Source organism: Collimonas sp. PA-H2 (assembly GCF_002564105.1).
Classification (GTDB): domain Bacteria; phylum Pseudomonadota; class Gammaproteobacteria; order Burkholderiales; family Burkholderiaceae_D; genus Collimonas.
The window spans coordinates 352635-378041 of record NZ_PDBX01000001.1 but is presented as its reverse complement, the minus strand read 5'-3'; the positions used below and the strand labels follow the sequence as shown (position 1 = coordinate 378041).

The following is a 25407-nucleotide window of genomic DNA, read 5'->3' as shown; positions in this document are numbered from 1 at the left end:
ATTTTCCCGGGATGACAGTCATCGCCTGGCACAGCTTGAGTCGGGGCGCCCGGCTGACGCCGGAGCCAGGCCCCGGCCCCGGCCAGCCCTTCACGCCTGCTCAGGGAGCGAATATAGCACTGAATCTCTAATTTGCAAACCGTCTGGTCGGTTTGTTGTGTAGTTAAGAAATTTCCCTGCGACCTTTGCTGCACGGGGCGCTGTGTCAGGCGGTTAAGCTCAGGTGGTTTTTTCGGGGCAAGGGGAGCGATCAGGACCGCCATCGCTGGAAGCGCTCGGCTTCCGGCGACAGGGCTGGTGCAAGGAAGTTTTTTCTGGTCTTAGCGGGATGCTGGCCACCGCTTGTTGTCTAGCAGGCGGTCAAACAGTTGCTGGCGCTCCTCATCCGAAAGCGAACATTGCCCGAGCAGGGCATTCAGAAGCAATCCCCTGGCGGCATACCAGCGCAGGACCGCCAGTTCAGGATCGACGGCCTCAGCCCTGATGGCTTCGAGCTTCCTGGCGTCAATCTCTTTGAACATGGACATGAGGCCAGGTTCTTCGCTGATGGCGCCGAGAATGGCAAAGGCAACCGATTTTTGCGTCATGATCGCTTCGCGGGCTACCGCGATCTGTGTCGACAGATTGGCTTCCGGCGAGGTCGTCCCTACCTCGGCCATATAGCTCTGAGAAAATTTCTCGAAATACTCGGATTGATATTCCAGCAATGCCTTCAGCACGGCCTCTTTCGACCGGAATTGATGCATCAGCCCGCCCTTGCTGATGCCTGCTTCGCGCGCGATAGCATCGAGCGTAAGCCGGCGAGGGCCATCGCGCGCGATGATCGCCAGGGCTGCCTGGATGACGACCTCGCGCGTCCGTTCCGATCGGGTAATGTTATCCATACTCTGTCTCCAGCGCAGATGAGTGACTGCCAAACTCACCACAATAGCTCGAAATCTCGGCGGAAACAATCTTTCTGGTCGGTTTTTTTGCCGCTTGTTACGGTGTACGAAGAGCTGAGACCTGCCTGCATACACATGCAGGCAGGGCGGCGCAGCTTTATGCGATGTGGGCGGCGAACCCTAGCTGGTCCGGCGCGATATCAGGCCGCAGCGTCAGTGCCGGGATGTCGTAGGCGCCGGCATTTTGCGGCAGAAATGGTATTGGCGCAGTTTTCCACAAGTCGTCAAGGCGTTGGCCGAGTTCGCCGCAAATCCTTGTAAATCCTGCTTCGTCGATGCGATCGGTCCGGTAGGTCACGAACGGCGGCAAGACCTCGAAGCCAGGGTAATACAGAATTCCGTGCTGGATGGGGAACAGCACATCATCCATCGGGCCGTTGATGCCGCGCGGGCCGTAGTGAGACTCCCAGCCGCCGGCGGTGACGATCAGCATCGCGCGCTTTCCCGCCAGCGTGCCTTCGCCATAACGGTCGCCCCAGCGCGCGTCGGAATGCTCGCCCACGCCATAGCCGAAGCCATAGGCATAGACGCGTTCCACCCAGCCTTTCAGGATCGCCGGCATCGAGAACCACCACAGCGGGAACTGCAGGATGAGCGCATCCGCCCAGCGCAGCTTGTCCTGTTCGAGTACGATGTCTTCGCTCTGCCGGCCGTTCTCGAACGCATGCTTGGAATCAAGGACCGGATCGAAGCGCGCATCAGGCCGGCGGTCCGTGCTGTCGTCTGCGTCGAGCGAAGCTTTCCACTGCATTGCATACAAGTCTGAAACCTGGACCGCGTGCCCGGCGTCCTCAAGGCGTTTAACCGAGAAATTCTTGAGCGAGCCGTTCAGGGACTTTGGTTCGGGATGGGCATAGACGAAAAGGATATTCATGGCAGGGCTTTCAACAGTAAGGGAGAAAGCAGCTTAGGATTTTGTAAGGTATATTGGAAATGAATTTTCAATATTCCAGGTATTACCATGAATAATCTCAGACGGCTGGACCTTAACCTGCTGGTGACGCTGGATGTCTTGCTGGCGGAGCACAATGTGACCCGCGCAGCGCAGCGCCTGAACTTCTCTCAGCCATCGGTAAGCGTTCATCTCGCCAAGCTGCGGGATATCCTGGGAGACCCGCTGCTGCTGCCCGGGCCGCGGGGCATGCAGCCCACCGCTAGGGCTAACGAGTTGCGAGAACCTTTGCGGCAGGCGCTTGATGCATTGGAGCGTGCGGTGTCGCCTGCCAGCCCCTTCGATCCTGCCAAGGCCAGCCATACCTGGCGGGTTGCGGCGACCGATTACAGTGAATCGACGGTCCTGCTGCCCGCTTTGAGCGGCTTGCGTGCGGCGGCGCCTGGCACGCGGCTGGCAGTCCTGGAACTTGTCCCTCCACGCATAGCCAAGCAAGCAGAGCAGGGGGAGATCGATCTCGCCTTCCATACCAGCGAGGGCGCTCCGTCCGGCCTGCGCCGCCGGGCGCTCTTTACGGAGCGGTATGTTCTGGCGGGCCGTGCGGGTCATCCGCGCTTGCAGCGGCGGCCGACGCTTGCGCAGTTCTGCAAGCTAGAGCACGTGATCGTGTCGCCGGACGGCGGCGGATTTCTCGGCGTCACCGATGAAATGCTTTCTGAGGTCGGCCTGGCGCGCCGGGTTGTGCTTTCCGTTCCGCACTTCCTGTTTGTCAGGTCGGTCCTGGAAAGCACCGACCTGGTGGCGATGCTGCCGTCACGCCTGGTTCGCAACACCAGTGCGCTGCAGCTGGTCGAGCCGCCGGTGGATGTGCTGGGCTACGAGATGGCCATGCTGTGGCATGAGCGTTCCCATCGCGACCCCGCGCACCAATGGCTGCGTGAGTACATCGCAAATTCCGTGTGATCCGTTTAACCCTGATTCGGAAGCCCCGCTAGACCGGCAACTGCCTAGGAGCTGGTCCATTCCACAAGCTTGGCGACGGTATTCATGTTGCGCGCAGTTCCATTTGCTGCGGCGGCAATCTTCAGTTTTGAGTCCGCCATGCCGGCGCCATAGTGCACGTAGATCTCACGCACACCCGGCGCAACTTCTTCATCCTGCTGGCCGCGCATATCATCCAGTGCATCCGGCGCTGGCGGAGCGTCAAGGAATATCGCTACCGTCCGGTTCGGCGCCGCCGACTTGAACGGATTGCCGTCGAGGATGGCGGCCATTTCCTCAGCGGTGCGCACCAGCACGCCGACGGGCTTTCCGGCATATGCCTTGAGACAGGCTTCCAGTTTCGCTTTCACCGATGCTTCTGAAAGCTTGCTGGCAAAAACGACATTGCCGCTGGCAATGTAGGTTCGCACTTTGGCAAAGCCCAAGGATTCGCACATCGCCTTCAGTTCTGACATTGGCAGCTTGCCGGTGCCACCGACATTTACGGCTCGCAACAAGGCAACGTAGCTGTACATGCAGGTCCCCTCTCGTTCAAGATCAGAAGTGCATTATTCTACCTATCTGCATGGAATTGTCTCGCGTTAATTTAATGGATTGGCGCGCATGATTCTTCTGTGCATCGTGCGGCCGGATGCCATTTCGCCGGCGAGCCGTGTTCGGCTTGAATATGGCGCAAACATATCCTATTCTGGCTTGGCGATACTACGATAAAACATCGCAAATCTGCACAAGAAGCCGAGCAAGATGATGATGGCCGCCAACAAATCCATTAACACTCCACCGCTTTGCTCCTTACCCCGGTACCTGAAAATTCGGAGATCACCGACGTGTATGTCGACCAGATCAGCAGTCCTCCAAATCCTCGAAAAAAATTTCTTTAACCGTTACGCACTCAATCGGGGAGCCGATATGAACCGGTTTCTGGAAAATTACTCCCCACGTGTTTGAGTTGCAGCTCTCCTTGTCCGCAAGGATGCAAATAGCCAGCTGTTTTTATTGCCTGGCAGGAGCGTCCGGCATGATAGCCCGGGGCGGACTTGACCGATTCCATGATGGACAGCCCCATCATTTTTGAGAAGCAATATTTTTAAAAGAGAAGATATTTTATTTTCGCCTGGTGCCGGAGCAGGACGATCAATCTCACGACGCACCCGGCCAGATTCTGTTTAAAAGAAAGGATGCCTATCATGAAAAGCCTTGTTCTTATTTCTATAATAAGCGTGTTTGCATTGGCGGCTTCAGCACAGACGGCGCCGGACAATCAGACTGTGAATGTCACCGGCCCAGCGCTGCGCATCGAACTCCCCAATCACTATCATCGGATGCAAGCCGACGAAGCCCATGACTACCTGCGTTCATACAGTCTTTCAAATGGCATGACGCTAGGCCTGTTCTACAGAGGGCCGCAGCTTTATGCCGAAGTGGAAGACCAAGGACGGCATGCCATTGTCGCTACTGCACCGAATGTTTTCGTGGCCCTGGATCAACAATTGAAAATGACGATCAATCTTCATGGGAACGATGATGCAAGCGGAGAGCTGGTCATGGTCGTTCCGCGGCACCAGCTGGCAAACGGCGACGTGGCCGGCAAGCAGCTATTGAAGTTTGCATTTCGCTAGGAACGCCAGGTTTCCTTCCAGGGAGGGACGGATAATGCAGATTTGGAAATAGCAGGTATAGGCGGGCGTTGCTATCAAAAGCCCTGCTGGAATTTACAATGGCGCGTTTTCCCTTCTTTCCCGACTGCGGGAGGGGGGGCATCCAAGTCCTATCCGGCTCGCTCAATCGCTATATTTTCCATGACCCTATCGCGCCGTTTGGCTGCCGAGGCAATCGGCACTGCTTTCCTGCTTGCTGCCATCGTCGGCTCCGGCATCATGGCCGCGCGCCTGTCCGGCGCGAGCGAGGGCCTCGCCTTGCTGGCCAATACCTTGGCCACCGGCCTGGCGCTGATGACCTTGATACTCACTTTCGCCCCGATTTCCGGTGCGCATTTCAATCCTGTCGTGACATTGCTGGAAGTGTGGCAAGGAAAAATGCCGTGGCGTGATGTGCCGCCGTATATCGCTGCGCAGACGATTGGCGCCTGTGCTGGCGTGGCTGCGGTTGATGTGATGTTTGGATTGCCGGTTTTCTCGGCGGCGACGCAAGTCAAATCCGACTGGCCGCAACTGTGGAGTGAATTTATCGCCACCTTTGGCCTGATTGCTGTGATTGTCGGCTGTTCGCGCAGACGTCCGGCGACAACGCCTTTTGCGGTTGCCGCCTACATCGTGGCGGCGTGCTGGTTTACTTCTTCATCTTCCTTCGCCAATCCGGCGGCGACGCTGGCGCGGGCGATGAGCAATACGTTTACCGGCATTCGGCCGGCCGACGTGGCCGGCTTTGTTGTCGCCCAAATCACGGGGGCAAGCTGCGCTGCCGTGGTGTTTGACTGGCTGTTCCAGCCTGCCGGCAAGTTTGATCTGAGCGCAAAGCACGAGTCAGCTGCTGACGCTGGAAACGAGATGCTTTTATAAGCGCTGCTTTTTCCGAGGCGTCTTTTGGGATTCCCATATCTTTCCTGGTTCTAGCACTGCCTGCATCATAGTTGCTTTAAAATGCTCCGCGTGATCGCGTCTTGCATCCAGGCATACGCCCTATGCGATGGACTGCCGGACGCACGATTATGCCGATGCCAGACGCATCCGGGATGAACTGCGAAAATCTTGATGGATAGGACGCTGATGCTTACTTTAGGGCGGTGCTATAGAGTGGTTTTGATGTTTCTTGCCTGTGCCGCTACCGATGCGCAGGCAGAGCAAGGCAATCTGTTTGGCCTGATAGAGAGCCAGCCGATCAGCGAAGCATGGCTGAATGGCGGCTTCTATTCCGAGCACTTCGATCGCGACAAGGGATTGAACAACAATAATTACGGCCTTGGCGGCGAATACCGGTTTTCTACCGTGGCGTCGGCCACTGCCGGCAGGTTCTACAACAGCGACCGGGAATATTCAAATTACGTCGGCGTGTACTACCAGCCGGTATATATCGGGCCGGTGCGCCTGGGCGTGGTTGCCGGCGGCTTCAACGGCTATCCGAAAATGCGGCATGGCGACTGGTTCCTGGCGGCGATTCCGGTTGCCAGCTTCGAGTACAAACAGGTCGGCTTGAATCTGGCGATCATTCCCAGCTATAAGGACAGGCTGTACGGCGCGCTGTCTTTCCAGTTGAAAATCAAGGTTTTCTGATCGCGCTGCGATGCTCGATGGCGGCGGCTTCGGTGCGAGCCTGGATTTCCAGTTTTTTTACGTTGCCGCCGTTGAGTGCGCCGAGAAAGGCGACCAGATCGCGTTTTTCATCCACGCTCAAGTGCAGCGGCTTAAGCAAGTTGTCTTTGCCGGGATTATCTATGCCTCCGCGCTCATAGAACTCGACAACCTGTTCCAGGGTGGTCAGCGAGCCATCGTGCATATAGGGAGCCGTGAGCGCAATGTTACGCAAGGTCGGCGTGCGGTAGGCCCCGCGGTCGGCGGCGTTGTGCGTGACCTCATAGCGGCCGGTGTCGCTTGGCGTTGGCTCGGACACGCTCTGCAAGGTGCGCTCGTCCACGTCCACGCGCAAGCCGGGCACGAGCTGGATGCTGTGCTTTTCCGCGGTTTTTTCCATGCTGCGCAACCAGCCGATCCCGGTGTTGTGAAAGCGGCCGTCGGCAAACAACGCGCTTTTCTCGCCGATGCCATGGCAGGCGATGCAGTTGGCCTTGCCGGAAAAAATCCCGAAGCCGGCCTGCTCGCTGCTATTCATGGCGGCTTTCTCCTGGCCGAAGTACCAGCGGTCAAAACGGGAATTCCCCGATAGCAGGGTACGTTCATAACTCGCAAGGGCGGCGGCAATGGTTTCCTGATTGGCTCCAAATCCGTTGAATGCGGTTTCGAACATGTCCCGGTAATCCGTCATGGCTTTGATTTTACGGATCACATGATCGGCGCCAGGATTCGCCATCTCATTGGCTGCCAGCAAGGGGCCCCAGGCCTGGCTTTCCAGGCTGGCTGCCCGGCCGTCGTGAAACAGCTGCCTTACATAAGCGACGTTAAGCAGGGTAGGGGCGTTGCGGCGCAGGCTTTGTCCTTCGAAGCCGATCGGAGTCGCCAGCTCATTGGATGTGAATCCCTGTTCAGGGAGGTGGCACATGGCGCAAGACATGGTGTTGTTATACGACAGGCGCCTGTCCATGAACAGCTTGCGGCCCAGTGCGATCTTTGCTGGCGATGGAAAATTGGCGGCTGGCGGCATGAGCGGCGGCAGGCCGAGCATGCTATCCGGAACGGCGGCATGCGCCGGAATTTTTTCATCTGCGCGCCGGCATGCGCTCAAGCTGCTTGCCAGCAGGCAGAGCACGACAAGCAGGAATTTCATCGTTTGATGTTCTGCTCCATCAGCAAGGTCTGGATGTCGTTGAACATCATTTCTTGCCGCAGGAAGGCCGGACTGTATATTTCGCGGACCTGGCCGTGCGCATCGATCAGGAACACCTTGAGCATATGGCTCAGCATTGGAATCCGCTGTCCATCGGGTTGCGCCGCTGCCACCGAAACATCTTGCCCGAAGCCTTCCAGCAGCGGCAGCAAATCGCTGCGCGTGCGGCTGGTCAGGAAATGCCATGGCACGCCCATGGTATCGCGCGCATCTTTACCGCCATAGTTGCGCATGGCCTCCGGCGTATCGTATTGCGGATCGAAACTCATGCTGACAAAGCGCACCTTGTCGCGCATGCCGGGGCTGCCTTCGATGGTTTTTTTCAGATTGTGAAAGGTCGCGTAAGCCAGCGGACAGCCTTGGGCATCGGTGCAGTAGGTATAGATGAAAGAGAAGAGCGTGATTCTGCCGGTGGTATACCGCGACAATTTTTGCCGGCTGCCGTCGCTGTCGAGCACCAGTCCCTCGGGCGTGCCCAGGATCCGTTGCAGCCGATAACTGCCGGCTGGAGGCGTGGCAAAGCCGCTACGCTCCAGCGCCAGTGTACTGCTTGTGCAAGCCAGCAGAGTGAGCGAGAGCGCCAGCATGGCCGCAGCCGGTAGCCGGCAGCCTTGCGGGACGGAACGGACACTGCTGCTTCCATGGTGCAGATGCTGCAGGAAAATGCCGAAGCTCAAGAGACGTCCTGGGAGGACTTGGCGCCAAACTTGATATGGTGCGCCCGGCCCAGTTTCAGCTTGTAGAAGTCGAGCGACCATTGTTCCTGCAGCTGCTTGCCGTTCCAGCTGAACAGTTTCAGGAATTGTTCGTCATCCGCGCCCTTCTTGTCCCAGTTGGCGAGCAGGGAACTGCTGACGTAGACGCGCTTGCCGTCCCAGCTCTGCGATACCATGTTCGCTTGCGCCCCGGTATGCTTGGCATAGATTTCCTTCGGCGCTTCCGGATTGCGGAGGTCGAAGTAGCGCGTCATGCCATCCATGAAAGTATTGACCCACAAGCCTTTACCGTCGGCGCTGATCGAGATGTCGACCGGCAGCGGCACCTTGGCCGGGTCGCCGATGTTCCCCACGTCCTTGGCTTGCCATTCGCCGCGCGCATCTTTCTTCACCAGCCACAGCTTCGAGGTCAGCGCCGTGGCGGTGATCGCCCAGTCGTCGCCATCCTTCAGCGACCAGCGCACCTCCAGCGGGGCTCCCGGCACCTGCATGATTTTTTCCGGCTGCATGGTTTTCAGGTTCCACATCACCATGGTGTTGCCGAAGTGTTTCATGGCTGACGGATCCTTGAGCAGCTTGCCGAAATCCATCATGTAGTTATTCCAGCCGGTAAAGCTGGATGTCAGCAGTGCGTTCATGGCGGGATTGACGCCGATATCGTAGCCGTAGCCATCGCCGCCCTGCGTGGTCGGCATGTTGTACTTGCTCAGGAATTCGCCTTTGTTGTTGTACAGCGCCATGCCGGTGGCGCCGCCGTGATCCTTGCTGTTGGAGAGCGCGCCGACCAGCATGCGGCCCGGCAGCGCATAGAAGGTATGCGGTCCGACCAGCCCCGATTTACCGGCAAAGTCGCCGATGGTCTTGACCAGTTTCGGCCTGGCCGGATCGCTGTGGATATCGAACACGTAGATCTTGTTGTCATCCAGGCCACCGGCCCAGAGAAAGCGCCGGTCGTCGGTAAAGCCGGTGTGATGGGCTTCGCCACGCGCGCCGACGGAAATGGTGGCTATCACTTTGCCGTAGTTTTTCGAGGATGGGTTGACGTCCACCGTCACCAGTTTGTCGAAGCCGTCTCCCAAGCCGCGCACGCCGAGTGTCCAGACATAGGCAAAGTCTTCCTGGCCCTTGATCAGATTGGACATGTAGGGGGAGTTGCAGGTTTCATCAGCCGTAGCCGGCCGGCTGGCGAATGTGCCGCAAACAAGAATCGCCGCGCAACTCAAGGTCGCTGCGAGAGAGTATTTCCCGAAGTAGCTGTTAGCCATTGCCTGCCTTTGAAATCAATGAATAGGATGAATCTCTTGGATTTCTTGGATCGAAATCGAGGCAATACTAGCTCGTATCATATTGTCATCATAGCTGCCAGATTTGACAGGTGCCGCCTCTGTTGGCAAACGCTGGTTCAGCAACCTGCCTGGTTGCGGCTGACGATCGCACATCTGATCGCGAATCTGATCGCGAATCTGATCGATAAATAGCTTGATTCTTTATTTTTTCACGATTAAGATAATTAACAAATAAGTTAATAGATTGGTTGGTGAAAAATGGCAGCATCTCTCGACAAGATCTTTGAAGCGCTGGCTTCGTCGCCAAGACGCCAGATCCTGGCTTACCTTACCGAGGCTGAACTCAGTACCTCCGAGCTTGCCGAGCGCTTTTCGATGAGCGCGCCGGCGATTTCGCGGCATCTGTCGGTGCTGGAAGCGGCCGAACTGGTAACCAGCGAACGCAAAGGACAGTTCGTCCTCTACAAGCTCAACGCTGACAGCCTGGTCAACAGTCTCACCGGTTATGCGCTGGAACTCTGTCCAGTAGGCCGTCCGCTCAAGCAGGAATCCCGCGTCATTGCCAAACGCCGCAAGGCTGAATAAACGAGAGTGTCCAATGCCAAGCCTGACTCAGACTGTCGATACCTTTCCCTCCGTCCGGATCCCCTCTGAATCTGGTGGCTTAGCCGTAGAAGTGTGCTTGATCGCTCAAATGGGCCACGGTGCGGGCAGCCACCTGTTTGCAAGTGTAGCTTCCAGGCAGCGGCAGCATGGCGCTTTTGTGGATGAGCTGGATGAACCCTCCGTCAAACTGGGCGGGACCAATTTTCTCAAAGGCGACGCCACTTCCCTGTATTCGTTTGTGGTCGGACCCGCTGGACATCCGTTTCACCGCCATGCCGGCCATCGGATTTTTACCGCAGTGTCTGGCAGCGGCGGTGCGCAGCTGCGCTTTTCCAGCGTATCGACGCAGCAGATTGCAGAGGATCCGCACAATTTCGTCAGGGCCTTGCGTTTTATCAATATTCCTCCTGACTGCATGTTCACGGTACGTTTCGGGGGTGAAACCTGGCATCAGTTTTCTCCTTTGTCCCGCAAATCCATGCATCCGGCATTCTTTGCGCTTTCTTGCCATACCAATGAGCTGGGCGGGAATTTGCCGCATGACTTGAAACAAAAGGTCCTGGCTAATGAGGCCAGCATTCCGGCATTGACCGAACTGCTGCCACCTGAGGTTGCGGCGCTTCTTGAGGCGCAAGAATTTGATGCGGCGTCGATCCCCGCGACGACCCTGTCGCTGGAGGCGCCGCCAGGAACTTTGCGGCGTGTGCTCTGCAATGCGGCAAGGAGCAGCGTGGGTTGGCTGCGCGGAGCATGGAGTTCGTGGCAGGGAGCTTCCGGTTTCTTGTCTTACGGCGGATCGGGCCGCGCCGTCAAGGAGCTCAAGGCTGCGCCCGCGGGCTCCTTGCTGAACCAGCAGCTGGCCGGCATGCCGGTGCATCATGATGATACATTTTCCCTGCGGATCACGGGCGCCAGTTTCAAAGACGCCAGCGCCGCGCAATTGCTGGCCTCTGTCCTGGAAGGTTTTTTGCTTAACCGGCCAGGTGGCGTATCCAGCCTGATGGCGTTGCGGAATGCCTTGGTCAAGCCTTTGGGCTTGCGTACTTCTCCGCTGGGATGTCCGGTTTCATCGCTCCTGTCCGCCGATATCGATACATTATTTGCTAAGCGTTATCCGGTTTTCGACCAGTCGCTCAATCCGGCCGACACGCGGGCGCAAGTCATTCTTGGCGCCAACGACAAGCATCTGCTGTTCAGGTCATGCGTCGCCGTTGAAATCGTTGACGAGCATCATGTAGACATAACCCTTGGCACCCGTGTCCACTGCAAGAATCTGTTCGGCAGGTTTTACATGAACGCTATTGCCTACACCCATCGCCGCTACGTCGCGCCAGCCATGCTAAGGCTGGCGGTGGAATTTGCGTTGGGGGAGGTGGAGGACTTTCAGATGCACAGCCGGCTGGCGCCGGCCTGAGGCTTGCAGGATTAGGGAGTGCGCGCAAATCCCTTCGCGGTAAGCCATGCCGCCATCAGGCTGAAATATTCTGGCGCATCAGGCGCCTGGGCGCTGAATGCCTTGGGGTCGATCTGGAATTCGAGCGGTGCGGACAGCATCATGTCGTGATCCGCGCCGGCGATCACCGCGGTGTCGATATTGGGATGCTGAGATGCGTTTTTCCGCAGGATCTCCGCTGACAGTCTGGCCGGCACCCATGGGTCGTTTGCGCCATAAATAACCAGGGCAGGCGCGTGCACGGAACTGAGCGTCCTTAACGGGTCGTGCCTGATTTCTTTCGCCCAGCGAGATTTTTCGGGATCCTGGAAGGTCTTGTCAAGATAGGTAAGGTCAAACCATGGCTTGTCGACGACGGCATCGAGCCTGGCCTGTGCGGTCGCGCGATCGAGCCTGCCGCGCTCGAATTCGTCGACCGCTGTCCGCGCTGCGACAGCCATGCCTACATCGGCTTCCGAATAGCCTTTTATCCGCAATATGTTCGCTACCGCGAAATTCATCTGCACGTCCGGCGTGGTCATCGGCGCCGAAATGGAAATGGCAAAGGCGGTTTCCGGATTGCGGGCCGCGGCAAGCAGCGATAGCCATCCTCCTTGGCTAAGTCCCCAAAAGCCGATGCGCCTGGGGTCGATCCGCGGATCCTGCGCGAGCATCCGCTGCGCCGCGATGCCGTCGTCCGCCAGGGTGTCATAGCCGCTGTCGGCGAGCGTGCCGCCCGATTTTCCGCTGCCGCGCCGGTCGTAAACAAATACGGCGACGCCGAGCGCAGGAAGGGCCTGTATCACATGGCGATAGAGTGCCTGATCCCGGGTCGGCACCGAGGCGGCATGCAAGACCACCACGGCCGCTACTTTGTCCGGCAGCTGCGGAACGTAAAGCGTCCCGCTGAGTTCGACCTGGCCGTTATTGAAATGCTCTTCCGTCACCGTGGGCGATGTCGATGCCGGCGCGCTCCATAAGGCCGCCGGACTGGGCGGTTTGTCCTGCGCCCGTGCCTTGATCGCAGGCGCCAACGTGGCCGCCAGGATTAGCGCGCTTCCGAATGCGCTCAAGGTGCGGGAAATTTTTTTTGATCTTGAAATGCCAGGTGACGCCATTCTGCTATCTCCTTTACCTGAGGCCGCTGCAAGCTACCCATGGCGTCGTTTTGCCGACGCAGGCTGTTGCGCTGTCGTGGCGACGCCGGGAAAGATGCTCGAATACATCTCGCTAAATAGTTTCATTATGGCAAATATTTCTCGCTTTCGGCAGCGAGCTGTTCAAATTGCATGTGGTTTTTTACCGGATTTACGGCAATTTCGGCCATCCCGATACCGGCAACAGCGGCTGTCTGTATAATCTCGCACTTCGTTTTGCACGCATATCACGCTGGCATCCACACTTCAGGTTTGCATTTATACTGGGCCGATGGGGGAAATCTGCATCGGCATATCCGGCTGGCGTTATCCACCTTGGCTACATGACCTATATTCAGTGTTTGCGTGGCAGCGAGAGGCCGTAGGCCAACGTTTCTGCATGCGGCGTCTGGTCAAGCCGATTCGTCAGCGCCGTATTTCGCCCCGTTTCCTGTTGCAGGCATGTGAATGCCAGGCATTGCGTTGTGGGTCGGCCTATGATGAATGATGAATTGCATGTCCGAGGGCGACCGCCCCCGGCAAATAGAAAGCAAGAGTTTACACAGTGACTTACAGCATCAAGGAAATCTTCTACACACTGCAAGGCGAAGGCACGCATGCCGGCCGTCCTGCGGTGTTTTGCCGTTTCAGCGGCTGCAATTTGTGGAGCGGGCGGGAAGAAGACCGCAGCACGGCGGTCTGCCAGTTCTGCGACACCGATTTCGTCGGAACCGACGGCGAGGGCGGCGGCAAGTTCAAGACCAGCGCTGCGCTGGCCGACACCATCAATGCGCTCTGGCCGACGACTTACACTGGCAGCAAGTTCGTGGTGTTTACCGGCGGCGAACCCTTGCTGCAGCTGGACGCGGCGCTGGTCGACAGCATGCACGCGGCTGGCTTTGAAATCGCCATCGAAACCAACGGCACGCTGGAGCCGCCGCCGGGCATCGACTGGATTTGCGTCAGCCCGAAGATGGGTTCGGTGCTCAAGCTGCGCAAGGGAAATGAACTGAAAGTCGTGATTCCGCAGCTCGGCCAGTCGCTGGCGGCATATGAATCGCTTGATTTCGATCATTTCTATGTGCAGGCCATGGATGGCCCGCAACAGGCGCAGAATGTCCAGTTGGCCATCGAGACCTGCAAACGCAATCCGAAATGGAAACTGAGTCTGCAGACGCACAAGCTGCTGCAGATTCCCTGAACCGATTTTATAAAGAAACGATTACCTATGCTGACCATCACCCGCAAACTGGAATTTGATGCCGGACACCGGATTCCCGACCACAAGAGCCAGTGCCGCAATCTGCACGGCCACCGCTACACCCTGGAAATCACTCTGGTGGGGGCGGTCATTGAAGTCGAAGGTAGTTCCGACAACGGCATGATCATGGACTTCTCCGATATCAAGACGCTGGCCAAGCAGCATCTGGTGGATGTCTGGGACCATGCTTTCCTGGTCTACGAAAAGGATGCCGCGGTACGCGATTTCCTGGCCACGCTGCCGAATCACAAGACGGTCGTGATCGACCGCATCCCGACTGTCGAGAACCTGGCGCGTACGGCTTTCGATATCCTGAAAGCTGCCTACAAGGATCACTTCGGCACCGGCCTGCATCTGCAAAAACTGGTGCTGCATGAAACGCCGAATTGCTGGGCCGAGATTTCCGAAGACCGCTGATCGCTGTCCTTTTGCGCTGTTTTTCGCGCTTTTTTTCGATTAAGTTTACCCCTTGACTGCCTATGCGTGACGCGATTTACATGCAACAAGCCATTTCCCAGGCGCGCAATGCCTGGGCCCTGGGCGAAGTACCGGTGGGCGCGCTGGTAGTGAAAGACGGCCAGGTCATCGCCACCGGCTTCAACCAGCCGATCGGCAATCACGATCCGACCGCGCACGCCGAAATCATGGCGCTGCGCGCCGCCGCCGCCATCCTCGGCAACTACCGTCTGCCCGGCTGCGAAATATATGTGACGCTGGAACCGTGCGCAATGTGCGCCGGCGCCATGCTGCATGCCCGGCTGGCGCGCGTGGTGTATGGCGCCAGCGATCCCAAGACCGGCGCCTGCGGCTCGGTGCTGAACCTGTTCGAACAGGAAAAGCTGAACCATCACACCGAACTGACGGCTGGCGTGCTGGCAGATGAGTGTGGCACACTACTCAAAGAATTTTTCGCCGAACGGCGCCTTGCCCAGCAAAAAACATGACTGAAGATACTGCAATGCGTACTCCAATGCGGCCGCCTGAACCGATAGGCGTGGCAGTGATCGCTCCCGGTGGCTACGCCAACGATGAAGAGGCTTTTGCGCGCGGCATCCTGGCCCTGCAACAGCAGGGCTGCGTGGTCTATGATTATTACGACCCGGCCAAGAAATTTCAGCGTTTCGGCGGCGCCGATGCGGCGCGGGTCGAGCAGATTTACCAGGCCATCGACAATCCGCATGTGCAGATCGTGCTGGTATTGCGCGGCAGCTACGGCATGTCGCGCTTGCTGCCGCTGCTGGATTTCCGCCGCCTGGCCGCCAGCAAGAAAATCTTCGTCGGCCATAGCGACGTCACCGCCTTGCACCTGGCCCTGTTTGCGCAAACCGGCGCCGCCAGCCTGGCGGGGCCGATGCTGTGCGCCGATTTCGGCAGCGCCGAACTGAGCGAATTTACGATGTCGCATTTCTGGCAAGCGCTGCGTCAGCCGGAGCAGGTGATCCAGGTCGCCGCCGCCGGCAATCCGACGCTGCGCGTCAGCGGCACGCTATGGGGCGGCAACCTGGCGATGCTGACGCATCTGGTCGGCACTTCCTATCTGCCGCAGATCGAAGACGGTATCCTGTTCCTGGAAGACATCGGCGAACATCCTTACCGCGTCGAACGGATGATGCTGCAGCTGCACTACGCTGGCATCCTGGGGCGGCAGCAGGCGATCGTGCTGGGCGCTTTTTCCGACTACCGGCTGGCGCAGCATGACAACGGCTATGACTTCGACGCCATGCTGGCCTATCTGCGCGCCAACATCTCGGTGCCGATCCTGACCGGTCTGCCGTTCGGCCATATCCGCGACAAGGTGACCTTGCCGGTCGGCGTGCAGGCGCAGCTGGATGTCGATGCGAACGGTTTCCGGCTGGCTTTCCAGAATCCGCTCACGCTGGCTGCCTGAAGCCTTGAACAGCGCGACCGGCCAGCTGTACAGGCAGCGCGGCCGGCGCCGTCACTGGGCTGCCGCGTGGTGCAGCCACTCCTGAAAGACTTGCATGGCCGGCGTTACCTGCTTCGACTTGAGGCGGGTCAGCCAGTAGCTGCCGCTGCCTATCTCCACCTCGAACGGCCGTATCAACCGTCCCTGCTGTAACTCCCGGGCGAACATGCGCGCCGGCAGCAGCGCTACGCCGGCGCCCTGGGCCGCGGCTTCCGCCATGGTCAGCGAGGAATCGAACACACTGCCTCGCAATACCGGACAAGCCTGGCCGGCGGCTGCAAACCAGATGGCCCACTCGTCGCTGCGATAAGAACGCAGCAGCATCTGGTTGCCGAGGTCGGCCGGCTCGCGCAGGTAGGGCGCCAGAGCAGGGGAGCACATCGGCGACAGCGGCGCCTCCAGCAATGCTTCGGCGTCGGTGCCGTGCCAGGCGCCGTCGCCAAAGCGGATCGCATAATCGAGGCCTTCGCCGGCGATATCGACCCGGTTATTGTTGGTGAACAGGCGGAAATCGACGAACGGGTGGGCTTGCTGGAAATCGCGCAGGCGCGGAATCAGCCAGCCGACCGCGAAGGTGCCGACCGCGCCCACCGTCAATACCTCGCGCGAGCGGCCGCGGCTGTCCTGGAACTGTTCCAGCACCGAAGCTATGCGACCGAAGGATTCCGCCAGCACCGGCAGCAGCGCGATGCCCTCGGCTGTCAGCGCCAGGCCGCGCGGCAGCCGGCGGAACAGCTGGACCCCCATGCGTTCTTCCAGGTTTTTCACTTGTTGGCTGATCGCCGCCTGGGTGACGTTCAGTTCCGAAGCGGCGCGGGTAAAGCTGAGCAGGCGCGCCGAGACTTCAAAAGCGCGCAGCGCATTCAATGGAAGATGCATGATTTTTCCTTAAAGACCTAATTTTTCTTATGGCTTCACTAGGATATTGTAGCTTGAGTGATTGTGAGCGAATGCTTATCGTGAGCGCCTTGTCCATCGAATTAGGAGCGGAAATATGAATCGACGTGAATTCGCCGGCAATATCGGCATGGCATTCGGCGCGCTGGCCATTGGCGCCTATACACAGAAATCCTGGGGCGCCACCAGCAATCCTGCAACGGACGCAATCGTTGAACAGCTGCGCCAGATCGAAGCCAAGAGCGGCGGCCGGCTCGGCGTCGCCATCTTCGACAGCGGCTCCGGACAAACCTATGCCTATCGCGGCGGCGAACGTTTCCCCATGTGCAGCACCTTCAAGCTGCTGGCGTCGGCGCTGGTCTTGAAGCGTGTCGACCAGGGCAAGGAACAGCTGGCGCGGCGCATCCGCTACCAGAAGGCCGACCTGGTGCCCTATTCGCCGGTGACGGAACAGCATACCGGCGCCGGCGGCATGACGGTGGCCGAACTATGCGAGGCCGCCATCACGCAAAGCGACAATACTGCCGCCAACCTGCTGCTGCACAGCTTCGGCGGGCCGGCGCAACTGACTGCCTATATGCGCGCATCGGGCGACAAGATGACCCGCCTGGATCGCATCGAGCCGCATCTGAACGAGGCCGCTCCGGGCGATCCGCGCGATACCACCACGCCAAGCGCCATGGTGTCCAGCTTGCGGGAGATCTTGCTTGGGAGGAATTTATCCACCAGTTCGCGCGAGCAGCTGACGGACTGGCTGCTGGCAAACAAGACCGGCGACAAACGCCTGCGCGCACTGCTGCCAGCCGGCTGGCGGGTAGCGGACAAGACCGGCACCGGCGACCAAGGCACCGCGAACGATATCGGCATGCTGTTGCCGCCGGGCCGTGCGCCGCTGCTGGTGGCCAGTTACCTGACCGGCGCGCCGGCGCCGGCTGCCGCGCGCGATGCGGTGCATGCCCAGGTCGGGCGGCTGGCGGCATCTCTGGCGGCGCCGGCGCTTTAGCGTTTACCGCCGATCAGGGCTGAATTGTGGGAAATGTGGCGGTAAGTCGTTGTTTTATATGGACTCATGCGGTGCACAAATGCGGATACTGTATAATGCCGCCACATTACCTGACCCCATGATTCAATTAAGAAAAGAACCATATTAGATGCTGTCCACCGCAAATATCACGATGCAGTTCGGCCCCAAGCCGCTGTTTGAAAACATTTCCGTCAAATTCGGCGATGGCAACCGTTACGGCCTGATTGGCGCCAACGGCTGCGGCAAGTCCACCTTCATGAAGATCCTGGGCGGCGACCTCGAGTCGTCGGCCGGCAACGTGATGCTGGACCAGAACGAGCGCCTGGGCAAGCTGCGTCAGGATCAGTTTGCGTTTGAAGAGATGCGCGTGCTGGACGTGGTCATGATGGGCCACACCGAAATGTGGGCGGCGATGGCAGAGCGCGATGCGATCTACGCCAATCCGGAAGCTACCGACGACGATTACATGAAGGCGGCCGACCTGGAAGCCAAGTTCGCCGAATACGACGGCTATACCGCGGAAGCGCGCGCCGGCGAACTGCTGCTGGGCGTGGGCGTGGCGATCGAACAGCACCAGGGCCTGATGAGCAGCGTTGCTCCCGGCTGGAAGCTGCGCGTGCTGCTGGCGCAGGCGCTGTTTTCCAATCCGGACATCCTGCTGCTGGATGAGCCGACCAACAACCTCGACATCAACACCATCCGCTGGCTGGAAGATGTGCTGAACCAGCGCAACTCCACCATGATCATCATTTCCCATGATCGCCACTTCCTGAACCAGGTGTGCACCCACATGGCCGACATGGACTACGGCACCTTGAAAGTTTATCCGGGCAACTACGACGACTACATGCTGGCTTCCTCGCAAGCCCGCGCGCAGCAACTGTCGGTAAATGCCAAGGCCAAGGACAAGGTCGCCGAGCTGCAGGATTTCGTGCGCCGCTTCTCGGCCAACAAGTCGAAGGCGCGCCAGGCTACTTCGCGCGCCAAGCAGATCGAGAAGATCAAGGTCGAGGATGTCAAGCCATCCAGCCGCGCCAATCCGTTCGTGCGTTTCGACGGCGAGAAAAAGCTGCACCGGCTGGCGGTGGAAGTGCAAGGCATCAGCAAGGCCTATGACCGTCCGCTGTTCAAGCATTTCAGCATCATGGTGGAAGCCGGCGAAAAAATCGCCATCATCGGCGCCAACGGCGCGGGTAAGACCACGCTGTTGCGCAGCATCGGCGGCCACGATATCGCAGGCCTGGATGCCGACAGCGGCATGGTCAAGTGGGCGGAAAACGCCAATGTCGGCTACATGCCGCAAGATCCGACCGAAGACTTTGCGACCGACAAGACGCTGACCGACTGGATGGGTCAGTGGACCCAGGAAGGCGACGACGACCAGGCAGTGCGTTCCAGCCTTGGCCGTTTGCTGTTCAGCGGCGATGACGTCAAGAAATCGGTCAAGGTGCTGTCGGGCGGCGAGAAGGGCCGCATGATGTACGGCAAGCTGATGCTGGGCCGCCACAATGTGCTGCTGCTGGACGAGCCGACCAACCACATGGACATGGAATCGATCGAATCCCTGAACATCGCGCTGGAAAAATATGCCGGCACGCTGATTTTCGTTTCGCACGACCGCGAGTTCGTTTCATCGCTGGCGACGCGGGTATTGGAAGTCAAGGAAAACGAAGTAGTCGACTTCCAGGGTTCTTACGAGGATTACCTGAGCAGCCAAGGTATTGAATAAATCTCCTGGATCAAGGGCGGCAAGCGCTGCGCCCTGATACAAAAAAAGCGTGGCGGATATTATCTGCCACGCTTTTTTTCATTGCAGCGGATTTATAGCGGCGGCCGTTCGCCCAGGTACAGCAACTGATCCAGACGGCCGCGCAGGCTGCGCGCGATTTCTTCGCCCTTGGCCTTGAGCACCGCCTCCAGGTATGCCTGGCGCAGTTCGCGGAAGTCCTCCACGCTGCTGGCGCGTTCCACCTTCAGCTGCAGGCCGTAGCCGCGCAGGCCGATCATGCTTTTGATGGTGTCGTTATAGAAATGATAGATCGCTTCAAACTGGGTTTGCCCGGGAGGGAGTATCTGCTCGAGCGGGATGGGGGCGGCGGGAGCGATGCTCTTGGCGGGCGCGGCTGCAGCCTGAGGCGCGGGAGCCGCGGCCGGGACTGCCGCTGTTGTCGCTGTTGCCGCAGTCGAGACGGCGGCGGCGCCATCGTCGCCGCTGGCCTGGATCAGGCCGGCTTGCAGCAACTCCTCCAGGTGTTCCTGGCCCAGTCCGAGGCCGGCCACCTTCCTCAGCAGTTCGTCGCTGCTGGTTTTGCCGTCCACCAGCAACAGCAGTGTGCGCAAACGAGGCGCAACAGTCTGGCCGCGGGTTGCTATTTCTGTACGGCCGCGCTCCGTCTTGTCGAAAATAATCATGATGTCCCTGTGTTCTTCTAATACGTCCGAAATATGCCCGAAGCCTCACAAGCCATATTTCTGTGACAATCTTCTCTGACAATTGTGAAATAATAGTACGGTAGTTCACTCAAAGTTGCAATAAGGTAATGTTGAGGCAATCTTCCAGAGATGGCGGTAGAATTCTCCTCCAGATTTCCACGCGAATAAATTACCGCAAAATATCTTGCCGCGGCTTCTGTCGTATCATGACGTTTTACTGCAGCACATGTCGATCTCTTCCATCTCATCCGCAGCCACCATCACTATGCAATCCCAAGCCATCAAAACCGTTGAATTCGAGCGGCCCCACATGGAGCTAGGCAGCAGTTCAGTTACCTGCGGCACAGCGCATGCCTGGGCTCGCGTCCCCGAAACCCCCACGCCAGAACAGAAGACAGCGCTCAAGGAGCGCATCAAACGCTTGCTGAAAGAACAGCAGGCGGTGCTGGTCGCCCATTATTACGTCGATGCCGATTTGCAGGACCTGGCAGAAGAAACAGGTGGCTGCGTTTCAGACTCTTTGGAAATGGCCCGCTTCGGCCGCGACCACCCGGCCAAGACGCTGGTGGTGGCCGGCGTCAAGTTCATGGGCGAAACCTCGAAAATCCTGAGTCCGCACAAGCGCGTGCTGATGCCGGACCTGGACGCCACCTGTTCGCTCGACCTCGGCTGTCCCGCAGACGAGTTTGCGGCGTTCTGCGATCAGCATCCGGACCGCACCGTGGTGGTCTACGCCAACACCAGCGCCGCCGTCAAGGCGCGCGCCGACTGGATGGTGACATCATCGATCGGGCTCGACATCGTCGCCCACCTGCATGCGCAGGGCAAAAAGATCCTGTGGGCGCCGGACAAGCACCTCGGCGGTTACATCCAGAAAAAGACCGGCGCCGACATGCTGTTGTGGCAGGGCTCCTGCCTGGTGCATGACGAATTCAAGAGCGTGGAGCTGGAATTGCTGCGCCAGCAGCATCCGCGCGCCAAGATCCTGGTGCATCCGGAATCGCCGGCAGCGGTGGTAGCGCAAGCCGATGTGGTCGGCTCCACCACCCAGCTGATCGCCGCCGCCCAGACGCTGGATGCCGACGAGTTCATCGTCGCCACCGACAACGGCATCCTGCACAAGATGAAAATGGCAGCGCCGGGCAAGCGTTTCATCGATGCGCCCACCGCCGGCAACAGCGCCACCTGCAAGAGCTGCGCGCACTGCCCGTGGATGGCGATGAACGGCTTGCAGAACCTGGCCGACGTGCTGGAATCCGGCAGCAACGAAATCCATGTCGATGCCGAAACCGGCCGCAAGGCGGTGGTCTGCATCGACCGCATGCTGGACTTCGCGGCCCAGCGCAAAGCCAATGTGCGCCCGTCCAGCGACCTGGCGCAAGAACAAAAACTGTTTTCAGGAATCGGACCCGCATGAGTACTTCTTCCCATCAGTCAGTCAGCAATTTAGTGAATCGTTTCGCGCCGTTTGACGCGGCCTTGCAAGCGGCTTTTGAGAGCAATATCAGCATCGCCCTGGCGGAAGACGTCGGCAGCGGCGACCTTACCGGCAAGCTGGTGCCCGAGCAGCAGATGGTGCGGGCGCGCGTGATCGTGCGCGAAGCCGCAGTGCTGTGCGGCGCGCCGTGGTTCGAAGCGGTGATGCAGCGGCTCGATGCGCGCATCCGCATCGACTGGCGTTATGCCGAAGGCGACATGATGAGCGCCGACAGCGAAGTCTGCTTGATCGATGCGCCGGCCCGGGCCTTGCTGACGGCCGAGCGCTGCGCCTTGAATTTCCTGCAGTTGTTCTCCGGCGTGGCCAGCGCCACCCGGGTTTACGTCAACGCCGTGGCTCATACCCGCGCGCATATCCTGGATACGCGTAAAACCATGCCTGGCCTGCGCCTGGCGCAGAAGTATGCGGTGCGCGTCGGCGGCGGCCACAACCAGCGGCTGGCGCTGTATGACGGCATCTTGATCAAGGAAAACCATATTGCGGCAGCCGGCGGCATTCCAGCTGCGATGAAGGCGGCGCTGAGTCTGGATGCGGATGTCACGATCCAGGTCGAAGTGGAAAACCTGGTGCAGCTGGATGAAGCCTTGAGTTCCGGCGCCACCTCGGTCCTGCTCGATAATTTCAGCCTCGACGCCATGCGCGATGCGGTCAGGCTGACCGACGGCAGGGCGCTGCTGGAAGCTTCCGGCGGCATCAACATGGATAGCGTGAAGGCAATTGCCGAGACCGGCGTCGACCGGATTTCGATAGGCAGCCTGACCAAGGATATCCGGGCGACCGACTATTCGCTGCGGATCATCGAATAAGCGGGATTGCAGGGCCATGCGGGCGCATGGCTCAATCTCACATTCTTAATGAATGAGCTTTGCCGCCGTGAATGCCAGGGCGGTCAGGGAGATGGCGGTTCCGATGAACCACCTGAGCAGGGTGGATTCAAGCTTGGACACGTCTTCCTTGGTGGCCATATGGTCCAGGCGAGTTTCTATCCGCGCCAGGCGATCGCGGGCTTCTTCTGCAAACTCTTCAAGTTTGATGATTCTGGTTTCCATACAATGATGGTAACGCCAGATTATCGTGTAATCAAGCATCCCGGTGGCGAGAATGGCTAGCTTAAGGCTTTCGCTTATAGTGCCGGGTGGCAGGCTCCTGCTCACCCGGTTTACCAACGGATTTATTGGATTTTACCTTGCGCAAAATCCATAATCAGCCGCGTCGATAAATACAAACGCGGAACAATGCTGTTCAGCAAGACAAACTCGGCATCGTTCGAGTGCGCGCCGTAGCCGGTCAAGCCCATTCCTTCGATCACCGCGGCTTTCGATTTCAGCCCGGCGAATGCCGCATCGGTGCCGCCGCCGCTGGCGACATCCACTATGGTCATCGGCAGGTCGAGTTCCTGATAAATCTTCTTGCCATAGGCGGATACGGCGCGCGAGGCGGCGTTGGTTTCCAGCGGCGGCCGCCGCATTTCAAACTTCATGTGGACCTTGGCATCCGGGATCAGCTGTTTCTTGACGCCTTCCTGCAGCTGCGTCTGTAGCTGGTCGAAATCGCTTATCTTCAAGGCGCGGGCATCGGCTTGTGCGCTGGCGCTGGCCGGGATTACGTTGCGGTTGGTGCCGGCCTGGGCCACGGTCCAGTTCAGTTTCAAGCCGCGCTCCGGTTGCGACAGGGAGCGCAGCTGCAGCAGCTGGTGCGACAGTTCGTATAAGGCGTTGATGCCTTTTTCCGGCGCGGCGCCGGCGTGCGAAGATTTTCCCTCGACCGTCAGATAGGCGGCAGCGATGCCGCTGGTCGCCAGCCGCAGCTGGCCTTGCGGGCCGCCGCCTTCGTACGAGAATACCGCATCCTGTTCGGCGCCGAGCTTGGTATGCAGGCTGCGGCCGCCGGGCGAGCTGATTTCTTCGTCGCCATTGATCAGCACCGTCAGGGTGTCGTAATCCTTGAAGCCGATTTTCTGCAGGATCGCGATGGTATGCAGGATGGTGGCGACGCCTTGCTTGTCGTCGGCAATGCCAAGGCCGTAGGCTTTGTCGCCGTCGACGCGGTATTGCTGGTCCTTCAGCATGCCGCGCAGGTAGACCGTATCCATGTGGGCGATCAGCATGATCTTGCGCTTGCCCGTACCTTTGAACTCGGCATGGACGATCTGTCCGATTTTTTCCGGCGTATCGCCCATGCGGTAGATTTCAGGCGCGTCCAGCAGCTCCGCCTTGCCGCCCAGCTGTGTCAGGCGATCGCGGATCAGGCTGGCGATCTTGGCCAGGCCCTCGAGGTCGCCGCTGCCCGATTCGATGTTCACCAGGTCGCGCATGGAATCCATCATCGCCGGCTTTTCTTTTTGCGCCAGCTCGTACACCGGGGCTACCGGAGCCGCCTGCGCCAGGCCGGCACTCCAAGCCAGCGTCGAAAAGACCAGCGCGCCCAGCAGATTTTTTCCCAGGGAAGAGGGTGTTCGTTTCACGTTTTTGTCTCCGACTTGTTATTTGTTGTTTAAATAATATCATATTGACTGCAAAAAACAGCCGGCGATTCCTGTCTCAAGTGTCATCAGACATTCTGCAGATTGTCGTGGCGTGTCTCGCGCATGCACAGTACAGCCGCCAGGCTGAGCGCCGCGGCCACCGACACATAAGCGCCGACATAAGCGAGGCCGCCACGCTGCGCCAGCAGTTGCGCGATATAGGGCGCAACAGATGCGCCGAGGATGCCGCCGATGTTATATGACACGCCGGCGCCGGTATAACGTACGCTGGTGGGAAACAGTTCCGGCAGCAAGGCTCCCATGGGCGCGAAGGTGACGCCCATCAGGAACAGGAAGATGATCAGGAACAGCGCGATCTCTACCGTATTGCCGCTGCCGAACAGCGGCTGCATGGTAAAGCCCGCTGCGATGGCTGCGACGGTGCCGGCGATCAGCACCGGACGCCGGCCGAAGCGGTCGCTGGCCAGTGCCGACAAAGGTGTCGCCAAAGCCATGAACACCACCGCCAGGCACAGCAGCGCCAGGAATTCCTGGCGCGGGATGTGCAGGGTGCTAACGCCGTAGGACAGCGAGAATACGGTCGCAATATAGAACAAGGTGTAGCAGACAATCATTGCCACCGAGCCCAGCAGCACCGGACGCCAGTGGTGCTGGAACAGGGTGACGGCCGGCACCTTGACGCGCTCGCGTTTCTCCAGCGCGGCGGCAAACACCGGCGTTTCAGCGATCTTCAGCCGCACATACAGGCCCAGCACGACCAGCACCGCGCTAAAAATGAAAGGGATGCGCCAGCCCCAGCTTTTGAACTGTTCATCCGACAAGCTCAAGGCCAGAGCAAGGAACAGGCCGTTCGCCATCAGGAACCCGACCGAAGGGCCGAGCTGCGGGAACATGCCGTATCTGCCGCGCTTTCCAGCAGGGGCATACTCGGTTGCCAGCAGCGCCGCGCCGCCCCATTCGCCGCCCAGGCCTATGCCTTGCGCGAAGCGCAGCACGCACAGCAGGACCGGCGCCAGCGCGCCAATCGAAGCGTAGCCTGGCAAGAAGCCGATCAGCGTGGTGGCGACGCCCATCACCAGCAGCGAAAGCACCAGCGTCGATTTGCGGCCGATGCGATCGCCGAAGTGGCCAAACAGAAAGGCGCCGACCGGGCGCGCGATGAAGGCGATGCCGAAAGTGACGAAGGCCGACAAGGCTTGCGCCGTCGGCGAATCGTGGGGAAAAAATACCGGGCCGATGACTAACGCGGCAGCGGTTGCATACACATAGAAATCGTAGAATTCGATGGCGGTGCCGATGAAGCTGGCAAAGATCACTCGTCTTGCGCTATTGCTTGCCGGGGCGGCGGATGCGATTTGCTGCGACACAGTATTCATCGTTTTTCCTTATGATGGTCTCGCCCTAAGCATA

The 25407-nt window shown here is 59.1% G+C and carries 27 protein-coding genes; 15 read left to right on the top strand and 12 right to left on the bottom strand.

Annotated elements, in window-relative coordinates; translation table 11 throughout:
* Positions 1-320 precede the first annotated feature (320 nt).
* Together BCF11_RS01690 and BCF11_RS01685 are read right to left on the bottom strand one after the other, a co-directional pair.
* Entirely contained in the window at positions 321-884 is a 564-nt protein-coding gene (locus BCF11_RS01690; RefSeq protein ID WP_098493214.1) for a TetR/AcrR family transcriptional regulator, read from the bottom strand.
* Between the two features lie 157 nt (positions 885-1041).
* Positions 1042-1818 carry an NAD(P)H-dependent oxidoreductase gene (locus tag BCF11_RS01685; protein WP_098493213.1) on the bottom strand — a complete coding sequence of 259 codons (777 nt, stop codon included), beginning with the start codon at positions 1816-1818 and terminating at the stop codon, positions 1042-1044.
* Between the two features lie 87 nt (positions 1819-1905).
* Between BCF11_RS01685 and BCF11_RS01680 the strand changes: the two genes are divergently transcribed.
* Complete coding sequence (locus BCF11_RS01680) at positions 1906-2799, top strand: LysR family transcriptional regulator (protein WP_098493212.1); 894 nt, start codon at positions 1906-1908, stop codon at positions 2797-2799.
* Positions 2800-2843: 44 nt separating this feature from the next.
* Here BCF11_RS01680 and BCF11_RS01675 read toward each other — a convergent pair whose 3' ends face one another.
* Entirely contained in the window at positions 2844-3353 is a 510-nt protein-coding gene (locus BCF11_RS01675; RefSeq protein WP_098493211.1) for a DUF1697 domain-containing protein, read from the bottom strand.
* A gap of 672 nt (positions 3354-4025) precedes the next feature.
* Here BCF11_RS01675 and BCF11_RS01670 point away from each other — a divergent pair.
* The 3 genes from BCF11_RS01670 (at position 4026) to BCF11_RS01660 (ending at position 6068) form a co-directional block, all read left to right on the top strand.
* Positions 4026-4457 carry a hypothetical protein gene (locus tag BCF11_RS01670; RefSeq protein WP_143751229.1) on the top strand — a complete coding sequence of 144 codons (432 nt, stop codon included), beginning with the start codon at positions 4026-4028 and terminating at the stop codon, positions 4455-4457.
* 180 nt (positions 4458-4637) lie between these two features.
* A complete protein-coding gene (locus BCF11_RS01665; RefSeq protein WP_098493209.1) occupies positions 4638-5357 on the top strand; it encodes an MIP/aquaporin family protein in 720 nt (239 codons plus the stop codon).
* A gap of 243 nt (positions 5358-5600) precedes the next feature.
* On the top strand, positions 5601-6068 hold the full coding sequence (locus BCF11_RS01660; RefSeq protein ID WP_098493208.1) for a hypothetical protein: 468 nt from the start codon (positions 5601-5603) through the stop codon (positions 6066-6068).
* Here the strand turns inward: BCF11_RS01660 and BCF11_RS01655 are convergent.
* The 3 genes from BCF11_RS01655 to BCF11_RS01645 are packed head-to-tail and all read right to left on the bottom strand — an operon-like array spanning position 6055 to position 9277.
* The gene (locus BCF11_RS01655; protein ID WP_098493207.1) at positions 6055-7236 is read right to left on the bottom strand and encodes a cytochrome-c peroxidase; all 1182 of its coding nucleotides are present in this window, start codon (positions 7234-7236) and stop codon (positions 6055-6057) included. The two genes, BCF11_RS01660 and BCF11_RS01655, sit on opposite strands and share 14 nt — an antisense overlap.
* The gene (locus BCF11_RS01650) at positions 7233-7973 is read right to left on the bottom strand and encodes an SCO family protein (RefSeq protein WP_098493206.1); all 741 of its coding nucleotides are present in this window, start codon (positions 7971-7973) and stop codon (positions 7233-7235) included. The genes BCF11_RS01655 and BCF11_RS01650 overlap by 4 nt, the downstream gene beginning before the upstream one ends.
* Positions 7970-9277 carry a selenium-binding protein SBP56-related protein gene (locus tag BCF11_RS01645; protein WP_098493205.1) on the bottom strand — a complete coding sequence of 436 codons (1308 nt, stop codon included), beginning with the start codon at positions 9275-9277 and terminating at the stop codon, positions 7970-7972. The genes BCF11_RS01650 and BCF11_RS01645 overlap by 4 nt, the downstream gene beginning before the upstream one ends.
* A gap of 279 nt (positions 9278-9556) precedes the next feature.
* Between BCF11_RS01645 and BCF11_RS01635 the strand changes: the two genes are divergently transcribed.
* On the top strand, positions 9557-9883 hold the full coding sequence (locus BCF11_RS01635) for a metalloregulator ArsR/SmtB family transcription factor (protein WP_098493203.1): 327 nt from the start codon (positions 9557-9559) through the stop codon (positions 9881-9883).
* Positions 9884-9896: 13 nt separating this feature from the next.
* Positions 9897-11318 (top strand): DUF2867 domain-containing protein, encoded by a 1422-nt coding sequence (locus tag BCF11_RS01630; protein WP_098493202.1) that lies wholly within the window; start codon positions 9897-9899, stop codon positions 11316-11318.
* 11 nt (positions 11319-11329) lie between these two features.
* Here BCF11_RS01630 and BCF11_RS01625 read toward each other — a convergent pair whose 3' ends face one another.
* Positions 11330-12370, bottom strand: coding sequence for a S9 family peptidase (locus tag BCF11_RS01625; protein ID WP_158229125.1), 1041 nt, complete (start codon positions 12368-12370; stop codon positions 11330-11332).
* A 1-nt stretch (position 12371) separates the two neighbouring features.
* Here BCF11_RS01625 and BCF11_RS27875 point away from each other — a divergent pair, with 1 nt between their 5' ends.
* From BCF11_RS27875 to ldcA, 5 genes are all read left to right on the top strand, one after another.
* On the top strand, positions 12372-12695 hold the full coding sequence (locus BCF11_RS27875; protein WP_158229124.1) for a hypothetical protein: 324 nt from the start codon (positions 12372-12374) through the stop codon (positions 12693-12695).
* A gap of 342 nt (positions 12696-13037) precedes the next feature.
* The gene (queE, locus tag BCF11_RS01620) at positions 13038-13673 is read left to right on the top strand and encodes a 7-carboxy-7-deazaguanine synthase (protein ID WP_098493200.1); all 636 of its coding nucleotides are present in this window, start codon (positions 13038-13040) and stop codon (positions 13671-13673) included.
* A gap of 27 nt (positions 13674-13700) precedes the next feature.
* On the top strand, positions 13701-14150 hold the full coding sequence (gene queD, locus BCF11_RS01615) for a 6-carboxytetrahydropterin synthase QueD (RefSeq protein WP_061942139.1): 450 nt from the start codon (positions 13701-13703) through the stop codon (positions 14148-14150).
* A 62-nt stretch (positions 14151-14212) separates the two neighbouring features.
* Entirely contained in the window at positions 14213-14677 is a 465-nt protein-coding gene (gene tadA, locus BCF11_RS01610) for a tRNA adenosine(34) deaminase TadA (RefSeq protein ID WP_098493199.1), read from the top strand.
* Positions 14674-15621, top strand: coding sequence for a muramoyltetrapeptide carboxypeptidase (ldcA, locus tag BCF11_RS01605; RefSeq protein ID WP_233212333.1), 948 nt, complete (start codon positions 14674-14676; stop codon positions 15619-15621). The genes tadA and ldcA overlap by 4 nt, the downstream gene beginning before the upstream one ends.
* 51 nt (positions 15622-15672) lie before the next feature.
* On the opposite strand, the gene BCF11_RS01600 is transcribed toward ldcA, so the two are convergent.
* Positions 15673-16539 (bottom strand): LysR family transcriptional regulator, encoded by an 867-nt coding sequence (locus tag BCF11_RS01600; protein ID WP_098493197.1) that lies wholly within the window; start codon positions 16537-16539, stop codon positions 15673-15675.
* A 115-nt stretch (positions 16540-16654) separates the two neighbouring features.
* Between BCF11_RS01600 and bla the strand changes: the two genes are divergently transcribed.
* Together bla and BCF11_RS01590 are read left to right on the top strand one after the other, a co-directional pair.
* Positions 16655-17560, top strand: a complete 906-nt coding sequence (gene bla / locus BCF11_RS01595) for a class A beta-lactamase (RefSeq protein ID WP_098493196.1) — start codon at positions 16655-16657, stop codon at positions 17558-17560.
* Between the two features lie 148 nt (positions 17561-17708).
* Complete coding sequence (locus tag BCF11_RS01590) at positions 17709-19310, top strand: ABC-F family ATPase (RefSeq protein ID WP_061942132.1); 1602 nt, start codon at positions 17709-17711, stop codon at positions 19308-19310.
* 92 nt (positions 19311-19402) lie between these two features.
* Here BCF11_RS01590 and BCF11_RS01585 read toward each other — a convergent pair whose 3' ends face one another.
* Entirely contained in the window at positions 19403-19993 is a 591-nt protein-coding gene (locus tag BCF11_RS01585) for a hypothetical protein (RefSeq protein WP_098493195.1), read from the bottom strand.
* 286 nt (positions 19994-20279) lie between these two features.
* On the opposite strand from BCF11_RS01585, the gene nadA reads away from it, so the two are divergent.
* Entirely contained in the window at positions 20280-21431 is a 1152-nt protein-coding gene (gene nadA / locus BCF11_RS01580) for a quinolinate synthase NadA (protein ID WP_098497270.1), read from the top strand.
* The gene (gene nadC / locus BCF11_RS01575; RefSeq protein WP_098493194.1) at positions 21428-22318 is read left to right on the top strand and encodes a carboxylating nicotinate-nucleotide diphosphorylase; all 891 of its coding nucleotides are present in this window, start codon (positions 21428-21430) and stop codon (positions 22316-22318) included. Before nadA ends, nadC begins: the two co-directional genes overlap by 4 nt.
* 45 nt (positions 22319-22363) lie before the next feature.
* On the opposite strand, the gene BCF11_RS01570 is transcribed toward nadC, so the two are convergent.
* From BCF11_RS01570 to BCF11_RS01560, 3 genes are all read right to left on the bottom strand, one after another.
* Positions 22364-22561, bottom strand: coding sequence for a hypothetical protein (locus BCF11_RS01570; protein WP_098493193.1), 198 nt, complete (start codon positions 22559-22561; stop codon positions 22364-22366).
* A gap of 122 nt (positions 22562-22683) precedes the next feature.
* Positions 22684-23976: a M20/M25/M40 family metallo-hydrolase gene (locus BCF11_RS01565; RefSeq protein ID WP_098493192.1), complete on the bottom strand. Its 1293-nt coding sequence runs from the start codon at positions 23974-23976 to the stop codon at positions 22684-22686.
* Between the two features lie 86 nt (positions 23977-24062).
* On the bottom strand, positions 24063-25373 hold the full coding sequence (locus BCF11_RS01560) for an MFS transporter (protein ID WP_098493191.1): 1311 nt from the start codon (positions 25371-25373) through the stop codon (positions 24063-24065).
* Between the last annotated feature and the right edge of the window lie 34 nt (positions 25374-25407).

Coding starts and splice junctions, on each gene's coding strand:
- BCF11_RS01690 (WP_098493214.1), bottom strand. CDS start 884: ATGGATAACATTACCCGATCGGAACGGACGCGCGAGGTCGTCATCCAG.
- BCF11_RS01685 (WP_098493213.1), bottom strand. CDS start 1,818: ATGAATATCCTTTTCGTCTATGCCCATCCCGAACCAAAGTCCCTGAAC.
- BCF11_RS01680 (WP_098493212.1), top strand. CDS start 1,906: ATGAATAATCTCAGACGGCTGGACCTTAACCTGCTGGTGACGCTGGAT.
- BCF11_RS01675 (WP_098493211.1), bottom strand. CDS start 3,353: ATGTACAGCTACGTTGCCTTGTTGCGAGCCGTAAATGTCGGTGGCACC.
- BCF11_RS01670 (WP_143751229.1), top strand. CDS start 4,026: ATGAAAAGCCTTGTTCTTATTTCTATAATAAGCGTGTTTGCATTGGCG.
- BCF11_RS01665 (WP_098493209.1), top strand. CDS start 4,638: ATGACCCTATCGCGCCGTTTGGCTGCCGAGGCAATCGGCACTGCTTTC.
- BCF11_RS01660 (WP_098493208.1), top strand. CDS start 5,601: ATGTTTCTTGCCTGTGCCGCTACCGATGCGCAGGCAGAGCAAGGCAAT.
- BCF11_RS01655 (WP_098493207.1), bottom strand. CDS start 7,236: ATGAAATTCCTGCTTGTCGTGCTCTGCCTGCTGGCAAGCAGCTTGAGC.
- BCF11_RS01645 (WP_098493205.1), bottom strand. CDS start 9,277: ATGGCTAACAGCTACTTCGGGAAATACTCTCTCGCAGCGACCTTGAGT.
- BCF11_RS01635 (WP_098493203.1), top strand. CDS start 9,557: ATGGCAGCATCTCTCGACAAGATCTTTGAAGCGCTGGCTTCGTCGCCA.
- BCF11_RS01630 (WP_098493202.1), top strand. CDS start 9,897: ATGCCAAGCCTGACTCAGACTGTCGATACCTTTCCCTCCGTCCGGATC.
- queD (WP_061942139.1), top strand. CDS start 13,701: ATGCTGACCATCACCCGCAAACTGGAATTTGATGCCGGACACCGGATT.
- tadA (WP_098493199.1), top strand. CDS start 14,213: ATGCGTGACGCGATTTACATGCAACAAGCCATTTCCCAGGCGCGCAAT.
- ldcA (WP_233212333.1), top strand. CDS start 14,674: ATGACTGAAGATACTGCAATGCGTACTCCAATGCGGCCGCCTGAACCG.
- BCF11_RS01600 (WP_098493197.1), bottom strand. CDS start 16,539: ATGCATCTTCCATTGAATGCGCTGCGCGCTTTTGAAGTCTCGGCGCGC.
- bla (WP_098493196.1), top strand. CDS start 16,655: ATGAATCGACGTGAATTCGCCGGCAATATCGGCATGGCATTCGGCGCG.
- BCF11_RS01590 (WP_061942132.1), top strand. CDS start 17,709: ATGCTGTCCACCGCAAATATCACGATGCAGTTCGGCCCCAAGCCGCTG.
- BCF11_RS01585 (WP_098493195.1), bottom strand. CDS start 19,993: ATGATTATTTTCGACAAGACGGAGCGCGGCCGTACAGAAATAGCAACC.
- nadA (WP_098497270.1), top strand. CDS start 20,280: ATGCAATCCCAAGCCATCAAAACCGTTGAATTCGAGCGGCCCCACATG.
- nadC (WP_098493194.1), top strand. CDS start 21,428: ATGAGTACTTCTTCCCATCAGTCAGTCAGCAATTTAGTGAATCGTTTC.
- BCF11_RS01570 (WP_098493193.1), bottom strand. CDS start 22,561: ATGGAAACCAGAATCATCAAACTTGAAGAGTTTGCAGAAGAAGCCCGC.
- BCF11_RS01560 (WP_098493191.1), bottom strand. CDS start 25,373: ATGAATACTGTGTCGCAGCAAATCGCATCCGCCGCCCCGGCAAGCAAT.